Source organism: Pseudomonas sp. UMAB-40, assembly GCF_900095275.1.
In the GTDB taxonomy this organism is placed as follows: Bacteria; Pseudomonadota; Gammaproteobacteria; order Pseudomonadales; family Pseudomonadaceae; genus Aquipseudomonas; species Aquipseudomonas mandelii_B.
The window spans coordinates 228054-249701 of sequence record NZ_LT607553.1 but is presented as its reverse complement, the minus strand read 5'-3'; the positions used below and the strand labels follow the sequence as shown (position 1 = coordinate 249701).

Sequence of the window (21648 nt, the reverse complement as noted above, 5' to 3'; positions counted from 1 at the left end):
CCATGCCGCGTTTTTTAGCTTCGCTGCTCTTGCTGTGCCTGACCTTCAATGCTCACGCCGACAGTTACATCACCCGCCTGTTGAACAAACCGGTGCCGGGTGGCGTGGCCGTGGTGGACCTGGGCGCTTCTGCCCAGGCGCCGAAAGCCAGTTATCAAGGCAAGCCGGTGCTGGTGGTCAAGGAACAGAACAATTGGCTGGCGATTGTCGGCGTACCGTTGACGGTTAAACCGGGTACGCAGCAGGTCAGCAGCGGCGGTCGCACGATGAGTTTCACGGTCGGCAGCAAGAAGTACCCGGAACAGCACATCACCCTGAAGAACACGCAGCAGGTCAATCCGAACCCGGAGAACCTGAAACGCATCGAAGGTGAACTGGCCGAGCAAATCGCCGCCTACCGCACGTTCAGTCCGAATACCCCGAGCAACCTGCTGCTGGACAAACCGGTCAACGGGCCGCTGTCGAGCAAGTTCGGTGTACGCCGGTTCTTTAATGGCGAAGAGCGCAATCCCCACTCGGGCCTGGATTTCGCCGTGGGCGCCGGCACACCGATCAAGACTCCGGCGGCGGGCAAGGTGATCCTGATCGGCAACTACTTCTTTAATGGCAATACGGTGTTTGTCGACCATGGGCAAGGCTTCATCAGCATGTTCTGCCACATGTCGAAGATTGATGTGAAGGTGGGGCAGCAATTGGCGCGTGGCGGTGTGGTCGGGAAAGTCGGCGCCACCGGGCGGGCGACCGGGCCGCACATGCACTGGAATGTCAGCCTGAATGATGCGCGGGTGGATCCGGCGATTTTTATTGGGGCGTTCCAGCCATAAATAGTTGTCGAAGCTGCCCGCGAATGCGATCTCAAGGTCGCGGCTTATTCAGCATCCAGATCCTCAATCCCATGGACCTCCCGGTCCGCCAGACAATGGTTGATCCAGGTTTGAGTGTCTTGCGAGAAGCCAGCCAATTCTTCAGCCGTGATCAACTCGCGGGCACATAACCCCAGCAAGTGAGAGCGGGCCTCATGGCGTGAGAACCTGAAAACGCCAAATGCCCAATACAGCTCCTTTTGCCCGGCTTTGAGCAGCTCTTCGCTCGCTTCGATCCGATCATAAGGCGCTTGGCTTCTATCCAGCACCGTGCGCTCGACTTCCTCCATGATCCGAATACACATCCGCTCATGGGCCAACGGGCGCAACGCACTATAAAGCTTCCAATCCGACTCGTTCATTGCCGACTCCTGCATTCCGGTCGTCTGGTTGAGGCTTTAAGAATAGCTGCCGCCACCAAGACAAGGCCGCCAACTTTCAATTGCGCACCCTTCAAACCTCGCGCAAACATCAACACAATCACCCTACATCACCGCAATAAAATCTCGATATCCCCCACTATTCGAGTATTCCTCTCAATTTTTTTCGACTGCTTGCCATCCTCAATCACGGCGGTTAGGGTTGAAGGCATGAAAACCTCTCACACCCTCATTCAGCTTCGCCAGCACCGCAGCCTGTGCCTCGTCAGTGCACGACTGCCAGGCTGAATCGCGGTGCCTCGCCCCACGCTTTTCCCCAAGAACATTGATCCACCGGCAGGCCGCCTTTTTTCGGCCCACACAATAAGGATTTCCCGATGAGCATGCTCAAAGACCCGTCTTCGAAATACCGCGCGTTCCCGACTATCGACATCCCGGACCGCACCTGGCCATCGAAGACGATCACCGCAGCGCCGATCTGGTGCAGTTCCGACCTTCGTGACGGCAACCAGTCGCTGATCGAACCAATGGACGCGGTGAAGAAGCTGCGTTTCTGGAAGACTTTGGTGCAGGTCGGTGTGAAAGAGATCGAAGCGTCGTTCCCGGCCGCGTCGCAAACCGACTTCGACTTCGTGCGCACCCTGATCGAAGGCAACCACATCCCGGACGACACCACCATTCAGGTGCTGACCCAGGGCCGTGAAGACCTGATCGAGCGCACTTTCGAATCCCTGCGCGGGGCGAAGAAAGCCATCGTTCACCTGTACAACGCGACCTCCCCGTCCTTCCGCCGCATTGTCTTCAACCAGGACAAGGAAGGGGTCAAAGCCATCGCCGTGAACGCGGCCAAGCTGTTCGTCAAATATGCCGCCCAGCAGCCGAACACCCAGTGGACCTTCGAATACTCGCCGGAAACCTTCAGCGCGACCGAGCTGGAATTCGCCAAGGAAGTCTGCGACGCCGTGATCGAAGTCTGGAACCCGACGCCTGAGCACAAGGTGATCCTCAACCTGCCGGCCACCGTCGAATGCGCGACCCCGAACATCTACGCCGACCAGATCGAATGGTTTGGCCGTCACATCAACCGTCGTGACAGCGTGATCATCAGCCTGCACACCCACAACGACCGTGGCACGGGCGTTGCGGCCACCGAACTGGGCCTGATGGCCGGCGCCGACCGTGTCGAAGGCTGCCTGTTCGGCAACGGCGAACGTACCGGTAACGTTGATCTCGTGACCGTGGCGTTGAACCTCTACACCCAGGGCATTCACCCTGAGCTGGACTTCTCCGACATCGACGGCGTGCGCAAAGTCGTCGAAGAGTGCAACCAGATCCAGGTGCACCCGCGTCACCCGTACGTCGGCGACCTGGTTCACACCGCGTTCTCCGGCTCCCACCAGGACGCGATCCGCAAGGGTTTCGCCCAGCAGAAACCGGACGAACTGTGGGAAGTGCCGTACTTGCCGATCGACCCGGCCGACATCGGCCGCAGCTACGAGGCGGTGATCCGCGTCAACAGCCAGTCGGGCAAGGGCGGTATCGCATACTTGCTGGAACAGGAATACGGCATCAGCTTGCCGCGTCGCATGCAGATCGAGTTCAGCCAGGTGGTACAGCGTGAAACCGATCGCCTCGGTCTGGAGATGACCGCCCAACAGATCCACGCCTTGCTGCACAGCGAGTATTTGCAGGCCAACACCCCGTATGCGCTGGTCAGCCATCGCCTGCAGGAAGAGAACGGTCACAGTGCCGTGGAAGTGGAAGTCTCGGGCAAAGGCCAGGGCGAAACCAACCTGCACTGGCGCGGCAAGGGCAACGGCGCGCTGGAAGCCCTGGTGGCCGGCCTGCCGATTCCGGTGGAAATCATGGACTACAACGAACACGCGATCGGCGCGGGCACCAATGCCAAGGCAGCTGCCTACATTGAACTGCGTGTGAACGGTGAACGTGCGGTGCATGGCGTCGGTATCGATGAAAACATCACCACCGCGAGCTTCAAGGCCCTGTTCAGTGCGCTGAACCGCTCCCTGAGCCAGCCGGAAGCGAAAGCGGCGTAAGCGTTCGCTGCAATGCAAAAGGCCCCTAGGTGAAAACCTCGGGGCCTTTTTGTTTGCCTGAAAATTTTGCAGTGGCTGTCATGGCCTCATCGCGGGCAAGCCCGCTCCCACAGTGATCGGGGCGAACATGATTTTTATGTACACCACCAATCCTTGTGGGAGCGGGCTTGCCCGCGATGGGGCCCTGTCAGGCAGCGGAAATCTCAGGTGAACTCGAAGGTATCGGCGTCCAGATTGGCCGGGAAGCGTGTGCGGTAGGCTTGCAGATCCGCCGCATTCAGGACGACCTGAAACACGCCATCGGCTTCGCCTGCGCTGAGCAACGTCTCACCCTGGAAATCCAGCACCTGGCTGTCACCGGTGTAGGCAAACCCTTTGCCGTCAGTCCCGATGCGATTCACCGCCGCCACGTAGCAGAGGTTTTCAATCGCCCGCGCTGGCAGTAAACGGTTCCAGTGCTGACGGCGCGCTCCGGGCCAGTTGGCGGTGTAGAGCAGCAAGTCAGTGTCTTGTGCATCGCGGCTCCAGACCGGGAAACGCAAGTCGTAGCAAATCAGCGGCCGCACGCGCCAGCCCTTGAGCTCGAACTGCACTTGGCGCTCGCCCGGCGTGTAGTGGTTGTGCTCGCCGGCCATGCGGAACAGGTGACGCTTGTCGTAGTGCCAGACTTCCCCGTCCGGTCGTGCCCACAACAGTCGATTGCGGTGGCTGCCATCAGCGGCCTGGACGATGATGCTGCCGGTGATCACCGCATCGAGTTTCGCCGCCTGGACCCGCAGCCATTTGCTGGTCGGACCGTTTTCCGCTTCGGCGAGGGTCTGCGATTCCATGGAAAAACCGGTGGTGAACATCTCCGGCAGAATGATCAGATCCGCCCCGCGAGCCTGCTCAAGCAATTGCTCGAAATGCTCCAGGTTGGCCTGACGGTCGTGCCAGGCCAGGGTGGTCTGGATCAGCGCGACGTTCAGATTGGGCAGTTCACTCAGATCACGCATAGTTTTGCCGCTGCTTCACGCAACGTCTCCTCGCGTTTGGCGAAGCACAAGCGCACCAGGCGCTGGCCTTCAGGTGGTGTCTGGTAGAACACCGAAATCGGGATACTCGCCACGCCATGTTCACGGGTCATCCACAGCGCCATCTCGACGTCATTGAGGTCCGGGCGAATCTGCGAGTAATCGACCAACTGGAAATACGTGCCGGTCACGCGCTTGAAGCTGAAACGCGACGGCGCCAGCAGATCGCAGAACAGATCGCGCTTGGTCTGGTAGAAACCCGGCAGTTCTTCGACGTGTTCAGGGTGCTCGCCCATGAAGTCGGCCAGGGCGTATTGCAGCGGGGTCACGCCGCAGAAACTGACGTACTGGTGCACCTTGCGCAATTCGGCGGTAAGCGCTGGCGGAGCGACCACGTAGCCGGTTTTCCAGCCGGTGACGTGATAGGTCTTGCCGAAGGAACTGACCACGAAGGCGCGTTGATAAAGCTCTTCGTGATTCAGCACGCTGACGTGAGGCACGCCGTCGAAGACCAGGTGTTCGTAGACTTCGTCGCTGACGATGTAGATGTCGCGATCCCGAATCAACGCTGCCAACTGGTCCAGTTCGGCACGGCTGATCAGCGCGCCACTCGGGTTATGCGGAGCGTTTAGCACGATCATCCGTGTGCGCGGCGTAATCGCTTCGGCGAGTTTCTCGAAGTCGATGGAAAAATCATTCAGACCCAGTTGCACATGCACGCATCGCCCACCTGCCAGCTCCACCGACGGCTCGTAGCTGTCGTAGCACGGATCGAACACGATCACTTCATCGCCGCTGTGGATAACCGCCTGGATCGCACAGAAGATCGCTTGGGTGGCACCGGGAGTGACGGTCACTTCATGGTCGGCATCCACGTTGACGCCATAGCTGCGGGCGATCTTCGCCGAAATCTGCTGACGCAGCGCCGGCAGGCCGGTCATCGGTGAATATTGGTTGTGGCCATTGGCAATGTGCCGACCGACCGCATCGCACAGGGCTTGCGGTGCATCGAAATCGGGAAAACCCTGGGACAGGTTGATCGCCCCGGTTTGCGCCGCGAGCTGAGACATCTGAGTGAAGATAGTGATGCCGACATTCGGCAGCTTACTGGTGATCATCGGTGATTCCCTGCTCTACACCCGGCTCTAACGGCGGCGCGGGAGAGCCCGAGGATAGCCCATCCGGCGCCCATAAAAAAAGGGCGCTTAAAGCGCCCTTTTTCGAACCCGGTCCTTGTGGGAGCAAGGCTTGCCCGCGAAAGCCACACCGCGGTGTATCAGGTACACCGCTTTATCGTTCTTCGCGGGCAAGCCACGCTCCCACAGGGGTCGCGTGTACCAACAATCAACGCTTGTCGCGGCGCTTTTTGTCGGCCTTTTTGTGGTGCGACATCATGCGGCGTTTCTTGTTGACCTGACGGTCAGTGAGCGAGGTCTTGTTACCTTCATAGGGGTTCTCGCCGCCCTTGAACTCGATGCGAATCGGCGTACCGACCAGCTTCAAGACTCGACGGTAAGTGTTTTCCAGATAACGGACGTAAGACTTCGGCACCTTCTCGATCTGGTTACCGTGGATCACGATGATCGGCGGGTTAGCACCGCCCAAGTGGGCATAACGCAGCTTGATCCGGCGGTTGTTGACCATCGGCGGCGCGTGCTCGCTGACCGCATCTTCCAGGATCGTGGTCAGGCGGTTGGTTGGCCAGCGGGTAACCGCAGACTTGAACGAGTTCTGTACGGAGGCGTAGAGGTTGCCCACGCCCGTGCCGTGCAGGGCCGAGATGAAGTGGATGTCGGCGTAGTCGACGAAGAACAGTCGACGTTGCAGCTCGACCTTCACGAAGTCGCGCTCGCTCGGCGTCATGCCGTCCCACTTGTTGATCGCGATCACCAGCGCACGACCCGACTCAATGGCAAAGCCCAGCAGGTTGAGATCGTGATCGACCACGCCTTCGCGGGCGTCCATCACAAAGATCACCACGTTGGCGTCTTTGATCGCTTGCAGGGTTTTGACCACGGAGAATTTTTCGACTTCTTCGTGGATCTTGCCGCGCTTGCGCACACCAGCGGTGTCGATCAGCGTGTACTTCTCGTCGTTACGCTCGAACGGGATGTAGATGCTGTCGCGGGTGGTGCCGGGTTCGTCATACACGATCACCCGGTCTTCACCGAGCATGCGATTGACCAGGGTCGACTTGCCGACGTTCGGGCGGCCGATGATCGCGATCTTGATCCCGTCTTTTTCGCTAGGGCCCGGAATGCGCTTGGCTTCCTCGCCTTCGGCAACGATCTCCTCCTCGCCTTCTTCCAGCTCGTCATCGTCTTTCGGGAAGTCGCTGAGGGCGATTTCCAGCATCTGGGTGATGCCACGACCATGTGCACCGGCGATCGGGATCGCGTGGCCCATGCCCAACGGGGCGAACTCGGCGCGGGCCATTTCAGGGTCGATGTTGTCGACCTTGTTGGCAACCACGTAGGAACGCTTGTTACGTTTGCGCAAATGCTCGGCGATCATCTGGTCGGCGGCGGTGAAACCGGCCTTGGCATCTACCAGGAACAGAACGACATCCGCTTCTTCAATGGCCAGCAGTGACTGCTCGGCCATTTTTTCGTCCATACCGTGCTCGTCACCGGAGATACCGCCGGTGTCGACCAGAATGTAGGAACGCCCTTGCCACTTGGCCTCACCGTATTGGCGATCACGGGTCAGACCGGACAAGTCGCCGACGATGGCGTCACGAGTCCTGGTCAGGCGGTTGAACAAGGTGGACTTGCCGACGTTCGGTCGGCCCACCAGGGCGATTACGGGAACCATGCGGCTCTCCACTTCGTTATTTCAGAAAATACAAAAGCCGCTGCGAGGCAGCGGCTGGTGCTCGGGGCAGCGCTTGAGGGCACTGCGAACCCCGTGGTTACGGGGCTGCCTGGGGTTTAACCCCAAGCATAGTCAAACCTTTACTTAATGGTCAGGGCTTCCAGTTTGCCACTGTTGCCATACACATAAATCGTGTCACCCACCACCAGCGGACGGGCACGAAGGCCGTCGCTGTCGATGCGCTCGCGGCCGACGAAACGACCGTCCACCTGACTCAGCAGGTGCAGGTAGCCTTCCATATCACCGACTGCAACATAGCTGGAGAACACTTCCGGAGCCGACAGTTGACGACGGGCCAGCGAATCGTTGCTCCACAACGCGGTGGTGGAACGTTCGTCGACGCCTTCAACGGTGCCCGAGGACAGGCTCACGTACACGTTGCCGAAACCCTGGGCAACGCCGGCGTAGCTGGAAGCATCACGCTGCCAGAGCTGACGACCGCTTTCCAGGTCCAGTGCCGCAACGCGACCCTGGTAGCTGGCGACGTACAACGTGCCGCCGGACAGGAGCAAGCCGCCGTCGATATCGACCACACGCTCCAGTTCCGAACGACCTTGTGGAATCGCGACCCGTTGTTCCCATACCGGCACGCCGTTGGAAATATCGAGAGCGACCACTTTACCGGTCGACAGGCCAGCCACCGCGAGGCGGTTGGTGACGATCGGTGCGCTGGTGCCGCGCAAGGTCAGGACCGCAGGTGTGCTGTCATACAACCAGCGCTGGGTCCCGGTGGCGGCATCCAGGCCGATCAGACGGTCGTCCTGAGTCTGAACCACAACCACGTCACCGTTGTTGGCCGGCGGTGCGAGTACTTCGCTGGACACGCGAGCGCGCCATTTCTCTTCACCGTTGATCGCGTCCAGGGCAACGATTTCACCCTTGATCGTACCGATCGTGAGCAGACCGTAACCTACGCCAACGGCGCCGGAAACAGGCAGATCAAGGTCCTTCTTCCATTTGACGTCGCCGTTGCTGCGATCCATCGCCACGACTTCACCCGTGACGTCGGCGGCATAGATGGTATCGCCATCGATCGCCGGCACCAGCATGTTGTAGGTTTCGCCCTGACCGTCACCGATCGAACGACTCCACTGCTTTTGCAGAACCACTTCTTCTTTGAAGTCGGTCAACTCGGCCGGAGGCAATTCTTTTTTGCTGTTGCTGCTGCAACCCGCGGCCAAAACGGCCAGAGCCAGCAATGCTGCATGTTTCCAACGGATCACGTCACGCATCCCCTTTGGCCAGGTCGTCCAGCTTGATTTGTAGGCCACCGACCGCCGCTTCATCCGACAGTGCCGCCTTGGCTTTTTGATACGCCGCGTTTGCTTCGTCGGTACGACCCAACTGCACCAGCAGGTCGCCTTTGAGTTCTTCGCGAGTGGCCAGGAATGCCTTGTCGGCATCACCTTCGAGCAGTTTCAGGGCTTCATCGGCCTTGTTCTGCGCGGCCAGTACCTGCGCCAGACGCTGACGGGCAATTTCGCCCAGCGCCGGGTTGGCCGGTTTTGCAACGATGGCTTTCAGCTCGGTGGCCGCGTCGTCCAGCTTGCCGCTGTCGACCGCGACTTTCGCCACGAACAGGCTGCCGTACTGCGCGTAAGCGCTACCGCCGAACTCGCTGTTGAGCTTGCCGGCCAGGTCCGCAACACGGGCGGCATCAGGCTTGCCGTCTGGCGTCAGCGTGGTTTCGAGCAATTGCTGATAGAGAATCGAGGCGCCTTGCGACTGATTGCTCTGATACTTGTGAAAGGCCTGCCAGCCGAACACGATGACCAGCGCCAACAGGCCGCCAGTGACCAGGGGCTTGCCGTTGCGTGTCCACCAGTCCTTCAAATCCGCCAGGTTTTCGTCTTCGGTACTCGACACCCCAATACTCCTTAATCGCTAAATCGGCTGTTTATGACAGCTTCAACCCTGCACGACGCAGGTGGCCAGGTGTGCAGCAAGCGCATCCCAGGCAATGCTTTGTTGTTCGCCCTGGCCACGCAGGGGTTTGAAACCTACCACTTGCTGGGCCATTTCGTCGTCACCGAGGATCAGCGCATACAGCGCACCGCTCTTGTCGGCCTTTTTGAACTGGCTTTTGAAGCTGCCGGCGCCGGCATTGACTTGCAGGCGCAGGTTGGGCAATTGATCACGCACACGTTCACTCAGGGCCAGACCGGCCAGCTCAGCGGCTTCACCGAAGGCGCAGAGGTAAACGTCGACCTGACGGGAAATCTCTTCCGGGATCTGCTCCAGGGTTTCCAGCAGCAGCACCAGGCGCTCGATGCCCATGGCGAAACCAACGCCCGGGGTCGGCTTGCCGCCCATCTGCTCCACCAGACCGTCGTAACGACCACCGGCACACACGGTGCCTTGGGCGCCCAGCTTGTCGGTGACCCATTCGAAAACGGTTTTGCTGTAGTAATCCAGCCCGCGAACCAGCTTCGGGTTGATCACGTAAGGAATGCCGGCGGCGTCCAGACGAGCCTTCAGGCCCTCAAAGTGCACGCGGGATTCTTCGTCCAGGTAGTCGGCCATTTTCGGCGCGTCGACCAGCACGGCTTGAGTGTCAGCGTTCTTGGTATCGAGCACCCGCAAAGGGTTGGTCTTCAGACGACGCTGGCTGTCTTCGTCCAGCTTGTCCAGGCGGGACGACAGGAACTCGACCAGCGCTTCGCGATAACGACCGCGGGACTCGGCGGTGCCCAGGCTGTTGAGCTCGAGCTTGACCGCATCACGGATACCCAGCTCGCCCCACAGGCGCCAGGTCAGCACGATCAGCTCAGCGTCGATGTCCGGACCGTCGAGGTTGAAGACTTCGCAACCGATCTGGTGGAACTGACGATAACGGCCTTTCTGCGGACGTTCGTGACGGAACATCGGGCCGATGTACCAGAGTTTCTGCACCTGACCACCGCCGGTGATGCCGTGCTCGAGCACCGCACGCACGCAGGCCGCTGTGCCTTCGGGGCGCAGGGTCAGGGAGTCGCCGTTGCGGTCGTCGAACGTGTACATCTCTTTTTCGACGATGTCGGTCACTTCACCGATGGAGCGCTTGAACAGCTCGGTGAACTCGACGATCGGCATGCGGATCTGCTTGTAACCGTAGTTATCCAGCAGGCGCGAGACGGTGCCCTCGAAATGACGCCACAGGGGAGTCTGCTCGGGCAGGATGTCGTTCATGCCACGTATGGCTTGCAGAGACTTGCTCACTTTAAATCCTTAAATTCGTTCGATCAGCCGCGGGCGATTACTGCCGCGTCGGCTTCGACCTTTTCGGCCGCTTTCTGGCGGATCAAGCGTTCAAGCTCATCTACCAGATTGTCATTCGTCAGTTTCTGCGACGGCTTGCCGTCGATGTAAATCAGGTTGGGCGTGCCGCCGGTCAAGCCGATATGGGCTTCCTTGGCTTCGCCCGGCCCGTTGACCACGCAACCGATGACCGCGACATCCAGCGGCACCAGCAGATCTTCGAGGCGCCCTTCCAGCTCGTTCATGGTTTTGACCACATCGAAGTTCTGCCGCGAGCAGCTCGGGCAGGCGATGAAGTTGATGCCACGGGAACGCAGGTGCAGGGATTTGAGAATGTCGTAGCCGACTTTCACTTCCTCGACGGGGTCAGCCGCCAACGAGATGCGAATAGTATCGCCAATCCCTTCGGCGAGCAGCATACCGAGGCCCACGGCGGATTTCACTGTGCCTGAGCGCAAACCACCGGCTTCGGTGATGCCCAAGTGCAGCGGCTGGACGATTTCCTTGGCCAGCAGGCGGTAGGCGGCGACGGCCATGAACACGTCGGAGGCCTTCACGCTGACCTTGAAGTCCTGGAAATTCAGGCGTTCAAGGTGCTCGACGTGACGCAGGGCAGACTCGACCAGCGCCGCCGGGGTCGGCTCGCCGTATTTCTTTTGCAGGTCTTTTTCCAGGGAACCGGCGTTGACGCCGATGCGGATCGGGATCCCGCGATCACGGGCGGCATCGACCACCGCGCGCACGCGGTCTTCACGACCGATGTTGCCCGGGTTGATCCGCAGGCAGTCAACGCCCAGTTCGGCGACGCGCAGCGCAATCTTGTAGTCAAAGTGGATGTCGGCAACCAGCGGCACCTTAACCAATTGCTTGATCTTGCCGAAGGCTTCGGCGGCGTCCATGTCTGGCACGGAAATGCGCACGATATCGACGCCAGCCGCTTCCAGGCGATTGATCTGGGCCACGGTGGCGGCCACGTCATTGGTGTCGCTGTTGGTCATGCTCTGAACAGCGATGGGCGCATCGCCGCCAACAGGCACGTTACCGACCCAGATCTTGCGGGATTCGCGACGTTTGATTGGAGATTCGCCGTGCATGACTTATTGACCCAACTTCAGGCGAGCAGTCTCGCCACTGGTGAACGGAGCGACATCAACCGCCTGCCCGTTGTAGCTGACCTGCGCGCCACGGGCGAAGCCCAGACGCACGGCAAACGGCGGCTTGCCACTGACGGAAACACTTTCGCCTTTACGCTTCAGACCGCTCAACAGCACTTTGCCGGTGCCATCGGTCACTTGCGTCCAGCAATCGGCGGTGAACTGCAGTTGAACCTGGCCTTGGCCGGCCACCGGAGCAGCGGCTGCCGGAGCGGGAATGGTCGGCATTACCGAAGCGCTCGCCGGTGGTGTCGATACAACAGGAGCCGTCGGGGCCGGTGCGACCGGAGTCGCGACAACTGGAGCAGCGGCGCTGTGCGTCGGTGCCGCAGGGGCTGGGGCAGCGGGTGCAGTCGGCGCGGCGGCAGGCGCAGTGGCTTCTGCCTCGGTCGGTGCTTCAGTGGAACTCTCGGCTTGCGGCAACGCAAGCGCGGTTGCACCTTCAGCCTGACCTTCCGCGACGGCCTGATCTTCCGGCTCGTCCAGCGGATGGATCTGGGTGGTGCCATCAGCGCCTTCGACTTCGACGTGTTCGGGACTCGGGGTGATCAGGTCTTTGGTGCGCTGGGAGGTCTGATCCTGCCACCAGACAAAACCGCCACCAATCACTGCGATCAGCAACAGCAGGCTGACAATGCGCAAAATCGTGTGAGAAACCCGAACCGGCTCTTCGATACGACCCAGGCTGTGGACGCTGCTGCCCTGGGAGTCGGTGCCGGTGGATTGGTCGAACTGCTGGACAAGAACGGTCTGGTCCATGCCCAACAATTTGGCATACGCGCGGATATAACCGCGAGCAAAGGTGTGCCCCGGCAGTTTGTCGAAAGCGCCGGCTTCCAGATTACTCAAGGAACTAACGGTGAGGTTGAGCTTGAGGGCCACTTCGGCCAGCGACCAGCCATTGCTTTCGCGGGCCTGGCGCAAAGTCTCACCGGGGTTAACGCGATTCGCTGCTACAACTTCGGGATGCGCCGCTTTCATCATTGCTCCGACAGGTATTGCTGATATTCCGGCGTACCGGGATAGAGTCGTTTTAGTTGCAGGCCAAAACTGGCGGCCTTGTCGCGATCTTCAAACACTTTTGCCAGCCGAACGCCGAGCAATAGACTACGTGCATTTTGCTCGGTGAGCAGGCTAAAACGATCGTAGTAGTCACGCGCGGGCACATAATGCCTGTCTTCGAAGGACAACTCAGCCATTTCCAGCAATGCACGCGGTTGTTGGCGATTCAAACGCAGGGCTTTTTCCAGTTGCTGCTGCGCCAGATCACGCTGGCCCAGCTTCGAAGCGGTCATGCCCAGGTTCTCGAACACCCGCGAACGCTCAGGATACAGGGTATCGGCGGCGGCCTGTTCAAAGCGCTCGTAAGCCTCTTTATAACGTTTTTCTTCGAAAAGAAAGCTGCCGTAGTTGTTCAGGATTCGAGCATCATCGGGACGGGAAGACAGCGCCTTGCGAAAGTGCTGGTCTGCCAGCTCAGGTTCCATTTCAGCCTGAAACACCAACCCAAGCGCCGCATTGGCATCCGGGTCCGAGTCATCCAGATCCAAGGCTTTCTTCAACGGCACTTTCGCCCGTTCGGTCATGCCTTGCTGCAAGTATCCCAAGCCCAGTTGCACGTAGGCAGTGCGCGCTTCATCGCGACCTTTGCTGGTTTTCATCGGATTGAAATCGCCCGACAGGACGCAACCAGCAGACAGGCTGGCCAACAGCAAAAGCAGCGCAAAGCGCAGGGACATAGAGATCCTCTCTTGATTTATTTCGCGGCGTTTTGCGCCATATCGTTCTCGGCGCTCAACTCGCGCACGGCGATATAACGTTCGCTGCGACGGGTGCGATCCAGCACCTGCCCTACCAATTGGCCACACGCGGCATCGATGTCTTCACCGCGGGTGGTGCGCACGGTGACATTGAAGCCTGCATGGTGAAGCTGATCCTGGAAACGGCGAATCGCGTTGTTGCTCGGGCGCTCGTAACCGGAATGCGGGAACGGGTTAAACGGAATCAGGTTGATCTTGCACGGGATGTTCTTGAGCAACTCGATCATCTCAACGGCATGTTCAACCTTGTCGTTGATGTCCTTGAGCAAGGTGTACTCGATGGTCAGCACGCGCTTTTCGCCCAGGGACGACATGTAACGCTGGCACGACTCGAGCAGCATCTTAAGCGGATATTTCTTGTTGATCGGCACCAATTGGTTACGCAATGCGTCGTTTGGTGCGTGCAGGGACAACGCCAGGGAGACGTCAATGTGCTTGGACAGCTCATCGATCATCGGCACCACGCCCGAAGTGGACAGGGTCACGCGGCGCTTGGAGATCCCGTAGCCCAGGTCATCCATCATCAGATGCATGGCGGCCACGACGTTGTCGAAGTTCAGCAGCGGCTCACCCATGCCCATCATCACCACATTGGTGATGGCACGGTCGGCGGTCGCCGGGATGCTGCCGAACGATTTATTGGCAATCCACACCTGGCCGATGACTTCGGCGGCGGTGAGGTTGCTGTTGAAACCTTGCTTGCCGGTGGAGCAGAAACTGCAATCCAGGGCACAGCCTGCCTGGGACGAAACGCACAAAGTGCCGCGCTTGCCCTGGGGAATGTAAACGGTCTCGACGCAGCTGCCGGACGCCACGCGCACCACCCATTTACGGGTGCCGTCGGTGGAAATGTCCTCGCTGACCACTTCAGGACCGCGAACTTCGGCAATACCCTTGAGCTTGTCGCGCAAGGCCTTGCTGACGTTCGTCATGGCGTCGAAATCATCGACGCCAAGGTGGTGAATCCATTTCATTACCTGACCGGCACGGAAACGCTTCTCCCCGATCGAGTCGAAGAATTTTTCCATTTCCAGCTGAGTCAGACCCAGCAGGTTGGTTTTTACAGTCGATGTAGTCATGGATTCACCTTCACTCATAAGCCAATGCTTAGCGAGTGGTTACTTCAGTAGCTGCGAAGAAGTACGAGATTTCGCGAGCAGCAGCGGCTTCGGAGTCCGAACCGTGTACAGCGTTGGCATCGATCGAATCAGCGAAGTCAGCACGGATGGTGCCGGCAGCCGCTTCTTTAGGGTTGGTAGCGCCCATCAGCTCACGGTTCAGAGCGATAGCGTTTTCGCCTTCCAGAACCTGAACGACAACCGGACCGGAGATCATGAAAGCAACCAGGTCGCCGAAGAAACCACGAGCGCTGTGCTCAGCGTAGAAGCCTTCAGCTTCAGCTTTGGACAGTTGCTTCAGTTTCGAAGCTACAACGCGCAGGCCTGCTTTTTCGAAACGAGTGGTGATCTCGCCGATGACGTTTTTTGCAACAGCGTCAGGCTTGATGATGGAGAAAGTACGTTGAACAGCCATGGTGTAACTCCAGAAACGGTAATTTGCGAAAAATTAAACCCGAGAATTATACGCGGGTTCTTTGGTATTGCCTAACTGCATACGGCGCAGACTCAGTCTGCTTCTTCGATCCAGGCGGCCTGAATGGCTTCAAGCACCTTCTCGCCACCGCGGGTCGGATCATCACTGAACTCCGGCAATGCCAGCACCCATTTGTGCAGATCGACGAAGTTCACGTAACGCGGATCCACTTCCGGCTTGGATTCAGCCAGCTGGATCGCGATTTCCAGCACATCAACCCATTTCAGACTCATGACGTTTCCTTGAATCAGTGCGGCGCTTCGGCCGCATGGTTGAGCGAGTACTTCGGAATTTCGACGGTCAGGTCTTCAGTCCCGACTTTTGCCTGACAGGCCAGGCGCGACTGGGCTTCCAGCCCCCAAGCCTTATCAAGATAGTCTTCTTCCAGCTCATCGGCTTCTTCCAGCGAGTCAAAGCCCTCGCGAATCAGACAATGACAAGTGGTGCAGGCGCAGACGCCGCCACAGGCACTTTCCATCTCGATATGGTGCTCATGCGCCAGTTCGAGGATGGACGTACCAGGCTCAGCCTCCACGACCATGCCGTCCGGGCAAAACTTTTCGTGTGGCAGAAAAATGACCTGCGGCATCGTTATTCCTCAATCTCATTCAGGTTGCGCCCCGCCAGCGCGGCTTTCACCGTCGAGTCCAGGCGGCGGGCAGCAAAAGCGTCGGTCACTTGCGACAGACGCTTGGTCTGCTGCTCGATGGCGAAACCATCGGTACCTTTCATCAGTTCGGTCAGTTCCTGCATCTGCAGCTCGATGACCATGCGCTCTTCGGCGTCGAGCAAGCGCTCACCGTCGACATCAAGGGCAGCCTGCACCGCTTCGATCAGACGCTGGGCGTCGACCTGCTGCTCACGCAACACACGGGCGACCTTGTCGTCGTTGGCGTGCTGGAACGATTCCTTGAGCATCTTGGCGATTTCGCCGTCGGTCAGGCCGTAGGACGGCTTGACCTGAATGCTGGCCTCGACACCCGAACCCAACTCGCGAGCGGAGACACTGAGCAGACCGTCGGCATCGACCTGGAACGTCACGCGGATTTTCGCGGCACCGGCGACCATTGCCGGAATGCCGCGCAATTCGAAGCGTGCCAGGGAACGGCAGTCGCTGATCAGCTCACGCTCGCCCTGCAACACGTGAATCGCCATGGCCGACTGGCCGTCTTTGTAAGTCGTGAAGTCCTGGGCGCGGGCGACGGGGATGGTGGTGTTGCGTGGAATCACCTTCTCCATCAGACCACCCATGGTTTCCAGCCCCAGGGACAACGGAATGACGTCGAGCAAGAGCAATTCACCGCCATCGCGCTTGTTGCCAGCCAACGTATCAGCCTGGATCGCAGCACCAATGGCCACCACTTGATCCGGGTCGATTTCAGTCAGCGGCTGGCGACCAAAAGCTTCAGCAACGGCTTCACGAACGCGAGGCACGCGCGTCGAGCCGCCGACCATGACCACGGCATGCACTTCGTCCAGCTCGATGCCGGAATCACGCACCGCGCGACGGCAGGCTTTCAGGCTGCGCGCGACCATTGGCTCGATCAGCGCATCGAAGGCTTCACGGGTCAGTTGCGCCTTCCAGTCACCGTAGGCGACTTCAACGGACGAAGTATTGGTCAGGGCTTCCTTAGCCGCGCAAGCGGTTTGCAGCAGATGGCGCTGGGCACCCGGGTCGAGGTCGGCGGACAAACCGGCGCTCTCGATGATCCAGCCAGCGATGGCGTGGTCAAAGTCATCGCCACCCAGGGCGCTGTCGCCACCGGTAGCGAGCACTTCGAAGACACCGCCGGTCAGGCGCAGAATCGAAATATCAAACGTACCGCCACCCAGGTCGTAAATCGCGACCAGGCCTTCGGCATGCTGATCCAGACCGTAAGCCACAGCGGCTGCGGTCGGCTCATTGAGCAAACGCAGCACGTTCAGACCGGCCAGCTTGGCCGCATCCTTGGTCGCTTGACGTTGAGCATCGTCGAAATAGGCAGGAACGGTGATCACCGCGCCTACCAGCTCACCACCCAAAGCCTCTTCGGCGCGCTGACGCAGCACTTTCAGGATATCGGCGGAGACTTCGACCGGGCTTTTCGGCCCCTGAATCGTGTCGATGAACGGCATGTGCGACTCGCCACCGACAAAGCGGTACGGCAGTTGGTCGCCCAATTGCTTGACGTCGGACAGACCACGACCCATCAAGCGCTTGACCGACAGCACGGTGTTCAACGGATCGGTAGCGGCCGCCAGCTTGGCGGACTCGCCGACTTCGACGCGATCGGCGTGGTAGCGCACGGCGGACGGCAGGATAACCTGCCCTTCAGCGTCGGCCAGAGGCTCGGAAAGACCACTGCGCAATGCAGCGACCAGCGAATTGGTAGTGCCCAAGTCGATCCCCACAGCCAGACGACGCTGGTGCGGTTGAGGACTTTGGCCGGGTTCGGCGATCTGCAGTAGGGCCATCGTTATCAGGACTTATCTGTATATCAGGCGTGCGACCGGAGCGGCACTGGGTTAATCGTCGAGGCGCTCTTCTAACTGGCGCACTTCGTAGGTGAGCTTGTCGAGGAACTGCATGCGCCGCATCAGGCGTTCGGCCTGTTCACGTTGCGCTGCATCATCCCAACAGGCTGCGAAGCTTTCGTTCAGTTCATCCTGAGCCGTCTTCAGGCGACGCTTGAACACTGCAACACCCGCCAGGTCGGCGCTGTCTTGCAAGTCTTCGAGCTCTTCACGCAATTCCATCTGCTGCAGAAGGAATTCCGGATCATGCACCGTGACCTCCAGCGGCAGCTCGCGACCGCCCATGGCGAGCAAGTATCGCGCGCGCTTAGGGGGACTTTTGAGCGTCTGGTAGGCCTCGTTGAGGCTCGCGGATTGCTCTAGCGCCAACCGTTGCTCGCGCTCGGAAGCGTCTGCAAAGCGGTCCGGATGAACACCGCGCGCCAACTCACGATAGCGCGTGGCCAACTGATCGAGATCCAGACGGAAGCTCGGCTGCAGTTCAAATAAAGCGAAATGACAAGGAGTACCCACGAGCAGCCTCAGATGTTGAAGCTTTCGCCGCAGCCACATTCACCGCGCACGTTGGGGTTGTTGAACTTGAAGCCTTCGTTCAACCCTTCCTTGACGAAATCGAGTTCGGTGCCGTCCAGGTAGGCCAGGCTTTTCGGGTCGATAATCACTTTCTCGCCGTGACTTTCGAACACCTGATCCTCTGCAACCACCTCGTCGACAAACTCCAGCACGTAGGCAAGGCCGGAACAGCCTGTGGTACGAACACCCAGACGAATCCCCTCACCTTTGCCGCGCCCGTTGAGGGAGCGTCGCACGTGTTGAGCAGCCGCTTCTGTCATGCTGATAGCCATCGGTGACTCCTTACTCGTCGCTTAATGCTTAGATCAAGCCTTTCTTCTGCTTGTAGTCGCGAACGGCCGCTTTGATAGCGTCTTCAGCAAGTACGGAACAGTGAATTTTGACAGGCGGCAAGGCCAGTTCTTCGGCCAGCTGAGTGTTCTTGATGGTCTCTGCTTCATCCAGAGTCTTGCCTTTCATCCACTCGGTCGCCAGGGAGCTGGAGGCGATCGCCGAACCGCAACCATAGGTCTTGAACTTGGCGTCTTCGATGATGCCTTGTTCGTTGACCTTGATCTGCAGGCGCATCACGTCGCCGCACGCCGGAGCGCCGACCATGCCGGTGCCGACATCAGGGTCTTCCGCGTCCATCTTGCCGACGTTGCGCGGGTTTTCGTAGTGGTCGATGACCTTTTCGCTGTAAGCCATGATTCTTAATCCTCACTCATCAGAGAGTCGCTCTTGAGCCCTGAAAACCTTGTTTTGCAGGGCCGGTTTGCGGCGACTTGAAATCAGTGTGCCGCCCACTCGATTTTCGAAATGTCGACACCGTCTTTGTACATGTCCCACAGCGGCGACAAGGTGCGCAGCTTGGTAACGGCCTCGCAGACTTTCTGCGCGGCGTAGTCGATTTCTTCTTCGGTGGTGAAACGGCCGAAGGTGAAGCGGATCGAGCTGTGTGCCAGTTCGTCGTTGCGGCCCAGGGCGCGCAGTACATACGAAGGCTCAAGCGATGCCGAGGTGCAGGCCGAACCGGACGAAACCGCCAGATCCTTGAGCGCCATGATCAGCGACTCGCCTTCAACGTAGTTGAAGCTCAGGTTCAGGTTGTGCGGTACGCGGGCGGTCATGCTGCCGTTGATGTACAGCTCTTCCAGGCCTTCGACCTGCTTGAAGAAACGGTCGCTCAGGGCTTTGATACGGATGTTCTCGGCTGCCATGTCTTCCTTGGCTACGCGGAACGCTTCACCCATGCCGACGATCTGGTGGGTCGCCAGGGTGCCGGAACGCATGCCACGCTCGTGACCGCCGCCGTGCATGGTCGCTTCGATGCGAACACGCGGCTTGCGGCTGACGTACAGTGCGCCGATGCCTTTAGGGCCGTAGGTTTTGTGGGCAGAGAACGACATCAGGTCGACTTTCAGCTTCTGCAGGTCGATCTCGACCTTGCCAGTGGACTGAGCAGCGTCAACGTGGAACAGAATGCCCTTGGAGCGGGTCAGTTCGCCGATGGCTGCGATGTCGTTGATGGTGCCGATTTCGTTGTTCACGTGCATGACCGAAACCAGGATGGTGTCGTCGCGCAGGGCGGCTTCGATCATCGCTGGCGTAACCAGGCCATCAGTCTGAGGCTCGAGGTAGGTCACTTCGAAACCTTCACGCTCCAGTTGGCGCATGGTGTCGAGGACAGCCTTGTGCTCAATCTTGGTGGTGATCAGGTGTTTGCCTTTGGTCGCATAGAAATGCGCCGCACCCTTGATTGCCAGGTTGTCGGACTCGGTGGCGCCGGAGGTCCAGACGATTTCACGCGGGTCGGCGTTGACCAGGTCGGCGACCTGACGACGAGCGTTTTCGACGGACTCTTCAGCTTTCCAGCCGAACACGTGGGAACGGGACGCCGGGTTACCGAAGTTTCCGTCGACCAGCAGGCATTCACTCATCTTTTGCGCAACACGCGGATCAACCGGGGTCGTCGCAGAGTAATCAAGGTAAATCGGCAATTTCATGGACTATCTCCTAATCAGGCTGGCTGGCGTACCGCTTTGCTCTCTGGCTGTCATTCGACGGCGGACGCTTCAATCTTGTCCAGGCGTGGCGCCTTGCTGTTGCAACGACGCTGATCCTGACGCTGGGCTACTTCTTGCACCTCACGGCGAGTTACAAGGTCAGCCAAGCTGATACCGCTCAGAAATTCGTGAATCTGCAGGCTCAGATCGCACCACAAGTGGTGGGTCAGGCAGGTGTCGCCTTGATGGCAATCACCCTGGCCCTGGCATTTGGTCGCATCGACCGATTCGTTTACCGCATCGATCACCTGGGCGACCTGGATGCCCTGCATGTCGCGGGACAGTTGGTAGCCGCCGCCCGGACCACGAACGCTGGAGACCAGATTGCTGCGGCGCAATTTGGCGAAAAGCTGTTCGAGGTAGGACAGGGAGATGCCTTGGCGCTCGGAGATATCGGCCAGGGACACCGGCCCGTGCTGCGCGTGCAACGCCAGGTCAAGCATGGCGGTTACGGCGTATCGGCCTTTTGTAGTCAGTCGCATGGACAATTACCACGGAGTTCGGAATGGGGGCGAGTATGCTATTCCCGAGTATTTAAGTCAACTATAAGACCTAGTACTTTAGTCAGGATTACCCGCAAAAGAGCGCGCGCATCATAGCAAAGGCTGGTCGGTTACAGCCAGCAATTGCGCGTTATCGTTCATCGCGGGCAAGCCCGCCCCCACAGGAGCCCTCATCTGCCTTCAATGGCATGCATGGCGCAATTCATGTGGGAGCGGGCAAGCCCGCGAAGGGATCGACGAGGTTTAGCTGGCCTGACTCTGATCCTTGTCCTTCACACAGGCAAAGTCTTCTTCGCGCAGCTCAGGCAGATCTTTCGCACAGTAATTGCTGCCTAGATCCTTCAACGCTCCGCACATCCCCTCCAGACGACCATCGACTGCCTGCAGGTGATCGAGCAATTGGTTAATAGCCCGCGCCACCGGGTCCGGCATGTCTTCGCCAACACCGTAGGCATCGAAACCGATCTTCTCGGCCATGGCTTTGCGCTTGGCGTCCTGCTCTTCATCGGACTTGACGATGATCCGCCCCGGAATCCCGACCACCGTGGCTCCGGCCGGAACCGCCTTGGTGACCACGGCGTTGGAACCGACCTTGGCCCCCGCGCCCACCGTGAACGGACCAAGCACCTTGGCGCCAGCCCCTACCACCACGCCATCTTCCAGCGTCGGGTGACGCTTGCCCTTGTTCCAGCTGGTGCCGCCCAACGTCACGCCCTGATAAAGGGTGACATCGTTGCCGATCTCGGCGGTCTCACCGATGACGATGCCCATGCCATGGTCAATAAAGAAGCGACGACCGACCTTGGCCCCCGGATGGATCTCGATCCCGGTCAACCAGCGACCGAAGTTCGACACCAGCCGCGCCAGCCATTTCCAGCCCATGCCCCACAGGGCCGATGACAGGCGATGGATCCAGATGGCATGCATGCCGGGGTAGCAGGTCAGGACTTCAAAGGCGTTGCGCGCTGCCGGGTCACGATGGAAAACACTCTGGATATCTTCACGCAAACGCTCGAACATTT

The 21648-nt window shown here is 59.3% G+C and carries 23 protein-coding genes; 2 read left to right on the top strand and 21 right to left on the bottom strand.

Going from position 1 to position 21648, the window contains the following annotated elements; translation table 11 throughout:
* The first annotated feature begins 2 nt into the window (after nucleotides 1-2).
* Nucleotides 3-824, top strand: a complete 822-nt coding sequence (locus K0F88_RS05815) for a peptidoglycan DD-metalloendopeptidase family protein (RefSeq protein WP_094470815.1) — start codon at nucleotides 3-5, stop codon at nucleotides 822-824.
* Nucleotides 825-868: 44 nt separating this feature from the next.
* On the opposite strand, the gene K0F88_RS05810 is transcribed toward K0F88_RS05815, so the two are convergent.
* Nucleotides 869-1225 (bottom strand): hypothetical protein, encoded by a 357-nt coding sequence (locus K0F88_RS05810; protein ID WP_094470814.1) that lies wholly within the window; start codon nucleotides 1223-1225, stop codon nucleotides 869-871.
* 395 nt (nucleotides 1226-1620) lie between these two features.
* Between K0F88_RS05810 and leuA the strand changes: the two genes are divergently transcribed.
* On the top strand, nucleotides 1621-3300 hold the full coding sequence (gene leuA, locus K0F88_RS05805) for a 2-isopropylmalate synthase (protein ID WP_219094538.1): 1680 nt from the start codon (nucleotides 1621-1623) through the stop codon (nucleotides 3298-3300).
* Nucleotides 3301-3503: 203 nt separating this feature from the next.
* On the opposite strand, the gene K0F88_RS05800 is transcribed toward leuA, so the two are convergent.
* The 20 genes from K0F88_RS05800 to cysE all read right to left on the bottom strand — a co-directional run bounded on the left by K0F88_RS05800 (nucleotide 3504) and on the right by cysE (nucleotide 21646).
* Nucleotides 3504-4295, bottom strand: coding sequence for an amidohydrolase (locus K0F88_RS05800; protein WP_219094537.1), 792 nt, complete (start codon nucleotides 4293-4295; stop codon nucleotides 3504-3506).
* Nucleotides 4283-5431 carry a pyridoxal phosphate-dependent aminotransferase gene (locus K0F88_RS05795; RefSeq protein ID WP_219094536.1) on the bottom strand — a complete coding sequence of 383 codons (1149 nt, stop codon included), beginning with the start codon at nucleotides 5429-5431 and terminating at the stop codon, nucleotides 4283-4285. The genes K0F88_RS05800 and K0F88_RS05795 overlap by 13 nt, the downstream gene beginning before the upstream one ends.
* Nucleotides 5432-5657: 226 nt before the next feature.
* A complete protein-coding gene (gene der, locus K0F88_RS05790) occupies nucleotides 5658-7127 on the bottom strand; it encodes a ribosome biogenesis GTPase Der (RefSeq protein ID WP_109634602.1) in 1470 nt (489 codons plus the stop codon).
* A 140-nt stretch (nucleotides 7128-7267) separates the two neighbouring features.
* Complete coding sequence (bamB, locus tag K0F88_RS05785) at nucleotides 7268-8419, bottom strand: outer membrane protein assembly factor BamB (protein WP_219094535.1); 1152 nt, start codon at nucleotides 8417-8419, stop codon at nucleotides 7268-7270.
* Nucleotides 8412-9053: a tetratricopeptide repeat protein gene (locus K0F88_RS05780; protein ID WP_219094534.1), complete on the bottom strand. Its 642-nt coding sequence runs from the start codon at nucleotides 9051-9053 to the stop codon at nucleotides 8412-8414. The genes bamB and K0F88_RS05780 overlap by 8 nt, the downstream gene beginning before the upstream one ends.
* Before the next feature lie 42 nt (nucleotides 9054-9095).
* On the bottom strand, nucleotides 9096-10385 hold the full coding sequence (hisS, locus tag K0F88_RS05775; RefSeq protein WP_219094533.1) for a histidine--tRNA ligase: 1290 nt from the start codon (nucleotides 10383-10385) through the stop codon (nucleotides 9096-9098).
* Between the two features lie 23 nt (nucleotides 10386-10408).
* Nucleotides 10409-11518 carry a flavodoxin-dependent (E)-4-hydroxy-3-methylbut-2-enyl-diphosphate synthase gene (ispG, locus tag K0F88_RS05770; protein ID WP_010457850.1) on the bottom strand — a complete coding sequence of 370 codons (1110 nt, stop codon included), beginning with the start codon at nucleotides 11516-11518 and terminating at the stop codon, nucleotides 10409-10411.
* A 3-nt stretch (nucleotides 11519-11521) separates the two neighbouring features.
* On the bottom strand, nucleotides 11522-12559 hold the full coding sequence (locus K0F88_RS05765; protein WP_219094532.1) for a RodZ family helix-turn-helix domain-containing protein: 1038 nt from the start codon (nucleotides 12557-12559) through the stop codon (nucleotides 11522-11524).
* Nucleotides 12559-13317 carry a type IV pilus biogenesis/stability protein PilW gene (gene pilW, locus K0F88_RS05760; protein ID WP_219094531.1) on the bottom strand — a complete coding sequence of 253 codons (759 nt, stop codon included), beginning with the start codon at nucleotides 13315-13317 and terminating at the stop codon, nucleotides 12559-12561. Before pilW ends, K0F88_RS05765 begins: the two co-directional genes overlap by 1 nt.
* A 17-nt stretch (nucleotides 13318-13334) precedes the next feature.
* On the bottom strand, nucleotides 13335-14477 hold the full coding sequence (rlmN, locus tag K0F88_RS05755) for a 23S rRNA (adenine(2503)-C(2))-methyltransferase RlmN (RefSeq protein WP_219094530.1): 1143 nt from the start codon (nucleotides 14475-14477) through the stop codon (nucleotides 13335-13337).
* Between the two features lie 28 nt (nucleotides 14478-14505).
* On the bottom strand, nucleotides 14506-14931 hold the full coding sequence (gene ndk, locus K0F88_RS05750) for a nucleoside-diphosphate kinase (RefSeq protein ID WP_007916882.1): 426 nt from the start codon (nucleotides 14929-14931) through the stop codon (nucleotides 14506-14508).
* A gap of 92 nt (nucleotides 14932-15023) precedes the next feature.
* On the bottom strand, nucleotides 15024-15224 hold the full coding sequence (iscX, locus tag K0F88_RS05745; RefSeq protein ID WP_017340315.1) for a Fe-S cluster assembly protein IscX: 201 nt from the start codon (nucleotides 15222-15224) through the stop codon (nucleotides 15024-15026).
* Nucleotides 15225-15238: 14 nt separating this feature from the next.
* Nucleotides 15239-15580 carry an ISC system 2Fe-2S type ferredoxin gene (gene fdx, locus K0F88_RS05740; RefSeq protein ID WP_219094529.1) on the bottom strand — a complete coding sequence of 114 codons (342 nt, stop codon included), beginning with the start codon at nucleotides 15578-15580 and terminating at the stop codon, nucleotides 15239-15241.
* A 2-nt stretch (nucleotides 15581-15582) separates the two neighbouring features.
* Nucleotides 15583-17445, bottom strand: coding sequence for a Fe-S protein assembly chaperone HscA (hscA, locus tag K0F88_RS05735; protein ID WP_219094528.1), 1863 nt, complete (start codon nucleotides 17443-17445; stop codon nucleotides 15583-15585).
* Nucleotides 17446-17496: 51 nt separating this feature from the next.
* Complete coding sequence (hscB, locus tag K0F88_RS05730) at nucleotides 17497-18018, bottom strand: co-chaperone HscB (RefSeq protein WP_219094527.1); 522 nt, start codon at nucleotides 18016-18018, stop codon at nucleotides 17497-17499.
* A gap of 8 nt (nucleotides 18019-18026) precedes the next feature.
* Nucleotides 18027-18350, bottom strand: coding sequence for an iron-sulfur cluster assembly protein IscA (iscA, locus tag K0F88_RS05725; protein ID WP_007903589.1), 324 nt, complete (start codon nucleotides 18348-18350; stop codon nucleotides 18027-18029).
* A gap of 28 nt (nucleotides 18351-18378) precedes the next feature.
* On the bottom strand, nucleotides 18379-18765 hold the full coding sequence (gene iscU / locus K0F88_RS05720) for a Fe-S cluster assembly scaffold IscU (RefSeq protein WP_003443374.1): 387 nt from the start codon (nucleotides 18763-18765) through the stop codon (nucleotides 18379-18381).
* Between the two features lie 83 nt (nucleotides 18766-18848).
* Nucleotides 18849-20063, bottom strand: a complete 1215-nt coding sequence (locus tag K0F88_RS05715) for an IscS subfamily cysteine desulfurase (RefSeq protein ID WP_010457878.1) — start codon at nucleotides 20061-20063, stop codon at nucleotides 18849-18851.
* A gap of 50 nt (nucleotides 20064-20113) precedes the next feature.
* Nucleotides 20114-20605, bottom strand: a complete 492-nt coding sequence (gene iscR, locus K0F88_RS05710; protein WP_007903581.1) for a Fe-S cluster assembly transcriptional regulator IscR — start codon at nucleotides 20603-20605, stop codon at nucleotides 20114-20116.
* A 264-nt stretch (nucleotides 20606-20869) separates the two neighbouring features.
* The gene (cysE, locus tag K0F88_RS05705; protein ID WP_033061461.1) at nucleotides 20870-21646 is read right to left on the bottom strand and encodes a serine O-acetyltransferase; all 777 of its coding nucleotides are present in this window, start codon (nucleotides 21644-21646) and stop codon (nucleotides 20870-20872) included.
* Between the last annotated feature and the right edge of the window lie 2 nt (nucleotides 21647-21648).

Excerpts from the sequence above, each read along its gene's own strand:
- cysE (WP_033061461.1), bottom strand. The coding sequence starts at position 21,646 with ATGTTCGAGCGTTTGCGTGAAGATATCCAGAGTGTTTTCCATCGTGAC.
- iscU (WP_003443374.1), bottom strand. The coding sequence starts at position 18,765 with ATGGCTTACAGCGAAAAGGTCATCGACCACTACGAAAACCCGCGCAAC.
- K0F88_RS05795 (WP_219094536.1), bottom strand. The coding sequence starts at position 5,431 with ATGATCACCAGTAAGCTGCCGAATGTCGGCATCACTATCTTCACTCAG.
- K0F88_RS05765 (WP_219094532.1), bottom strand. The coding sequence starts at position 12,559 with ATGAAAGCGGCGCATCCCGAAGTTGTAGCAGCGAATCGCGTTAACCCC.
- hscA (WP_219094528.1), bottom strand. The coding sequence starts at position 17,445 with ATGGCCCTACTGCAGATCGCCGAACCCGGCCAAAGTCCTCAACCGCAC.
- der (WP_109634602.1), bottom strand. The coding sequence starts at position 7,127 with ATGGTTCCCGTAATCGCCCTGGTGGGCCGACCGAACGTCGGCAAGTCC.
- iscA (WP_007903589.1), bottom strand. The coding sequence starts at position 18,350 with ATGGCTATCAGCATGACAGAAGCGGCTGCTCAACACGTGCGACGCTCC.
- ispG (WP_010457850.1), bottom strand. The coding sequence starts at position 11,518 with ATGCACGGCGAATCTCCAATCAAACGTCGCGAATCCCGCAAGATCTGG.
- rlmN (WP_219094530.1), bottom strand. The coding sequence starts at position 14,477 with ATGACTACATCGACTGTAAAAACCAACCTGCTGGGTCTGACTCAGCTG.
- pilW (WP_219094531.1), bottom strand. The coding sequence starts at position 13,317 with ATGTCCCTGCGCTTTGCGCTGCTTTTGCTGTTGGCCAGCCTGTCTGCT.
- iscX (WP_017340315.1), bottom strand. The coding sequence starts at position 15,224 with ATGAGTCTGAAATGGGTTGATGTGCTGGAAATCGCGATCCAGCTGGCT.
- fdx (WP_219094529.1), bottom strand. The coding sequence starts at position 15,580 with ATGCCGCAGGTCATTTTTCTGCCACACGAAAAGTTTTGCCCGGACGGC.
- K0F88_RS05800 (WP_219094537.1), bottom strand. The coding sequence starts at position 4,295 with ATGCGTGATCTGAGTGAACTGCCCAATCTGAACGTCGCGCTGATCCAG.
- K0F88_RS05810 (WP_094470814.1), bottom strand. The coding sequence starts at position 1,225 with ATGAACGAGTCGGATTGGAAGCTTTATAGTGCGTTGCGCCCGTTGGCC.
- K0F88_RS05815 (WP_094470815.1), top strand. The coding sequence starts at position 3 with ATGCCGCGTTTTTTAGCTTCGCTGCTCTTGCTGTGCCTGACCTTCAAT.
- ndk (WP_007916882.1), bottom strand. The coding sequence starts at position 14,931 with ATGGCTGTTCAACGTACTTTCTCCATCATCAAGCCTGACGCTGTTGCA.
- K0F88_RS05715 (WP_010457878.1), bottom strand. The coding sequence starts at position 20,063 with ATGAAATTGCCGATTTACCTTGATTACTCTGCGACGACCCCGGTTGAT.
- iscR (WP_007903581.1), bottom strand. The coding sequence starts at position 20,605 with ATGCGACTGACTACAAAAGGCCGATACGCCGTAACCGCCATGCTTGAC.
- bamB (WP_219094535.1), bottom strand. The coding sequence starts at position 8,419 with ATGCGTGACGTGATCCGTTGGAAACATGCAGCATTGCTGGCTCTGGCC.
- leuA (WP_219094538.1), top strand. The coding sequence starts at position 1,621 with ATGAGCATGCTCAAAGACCCGTCTTCGAAATACCGCGCGTTCCCGACT.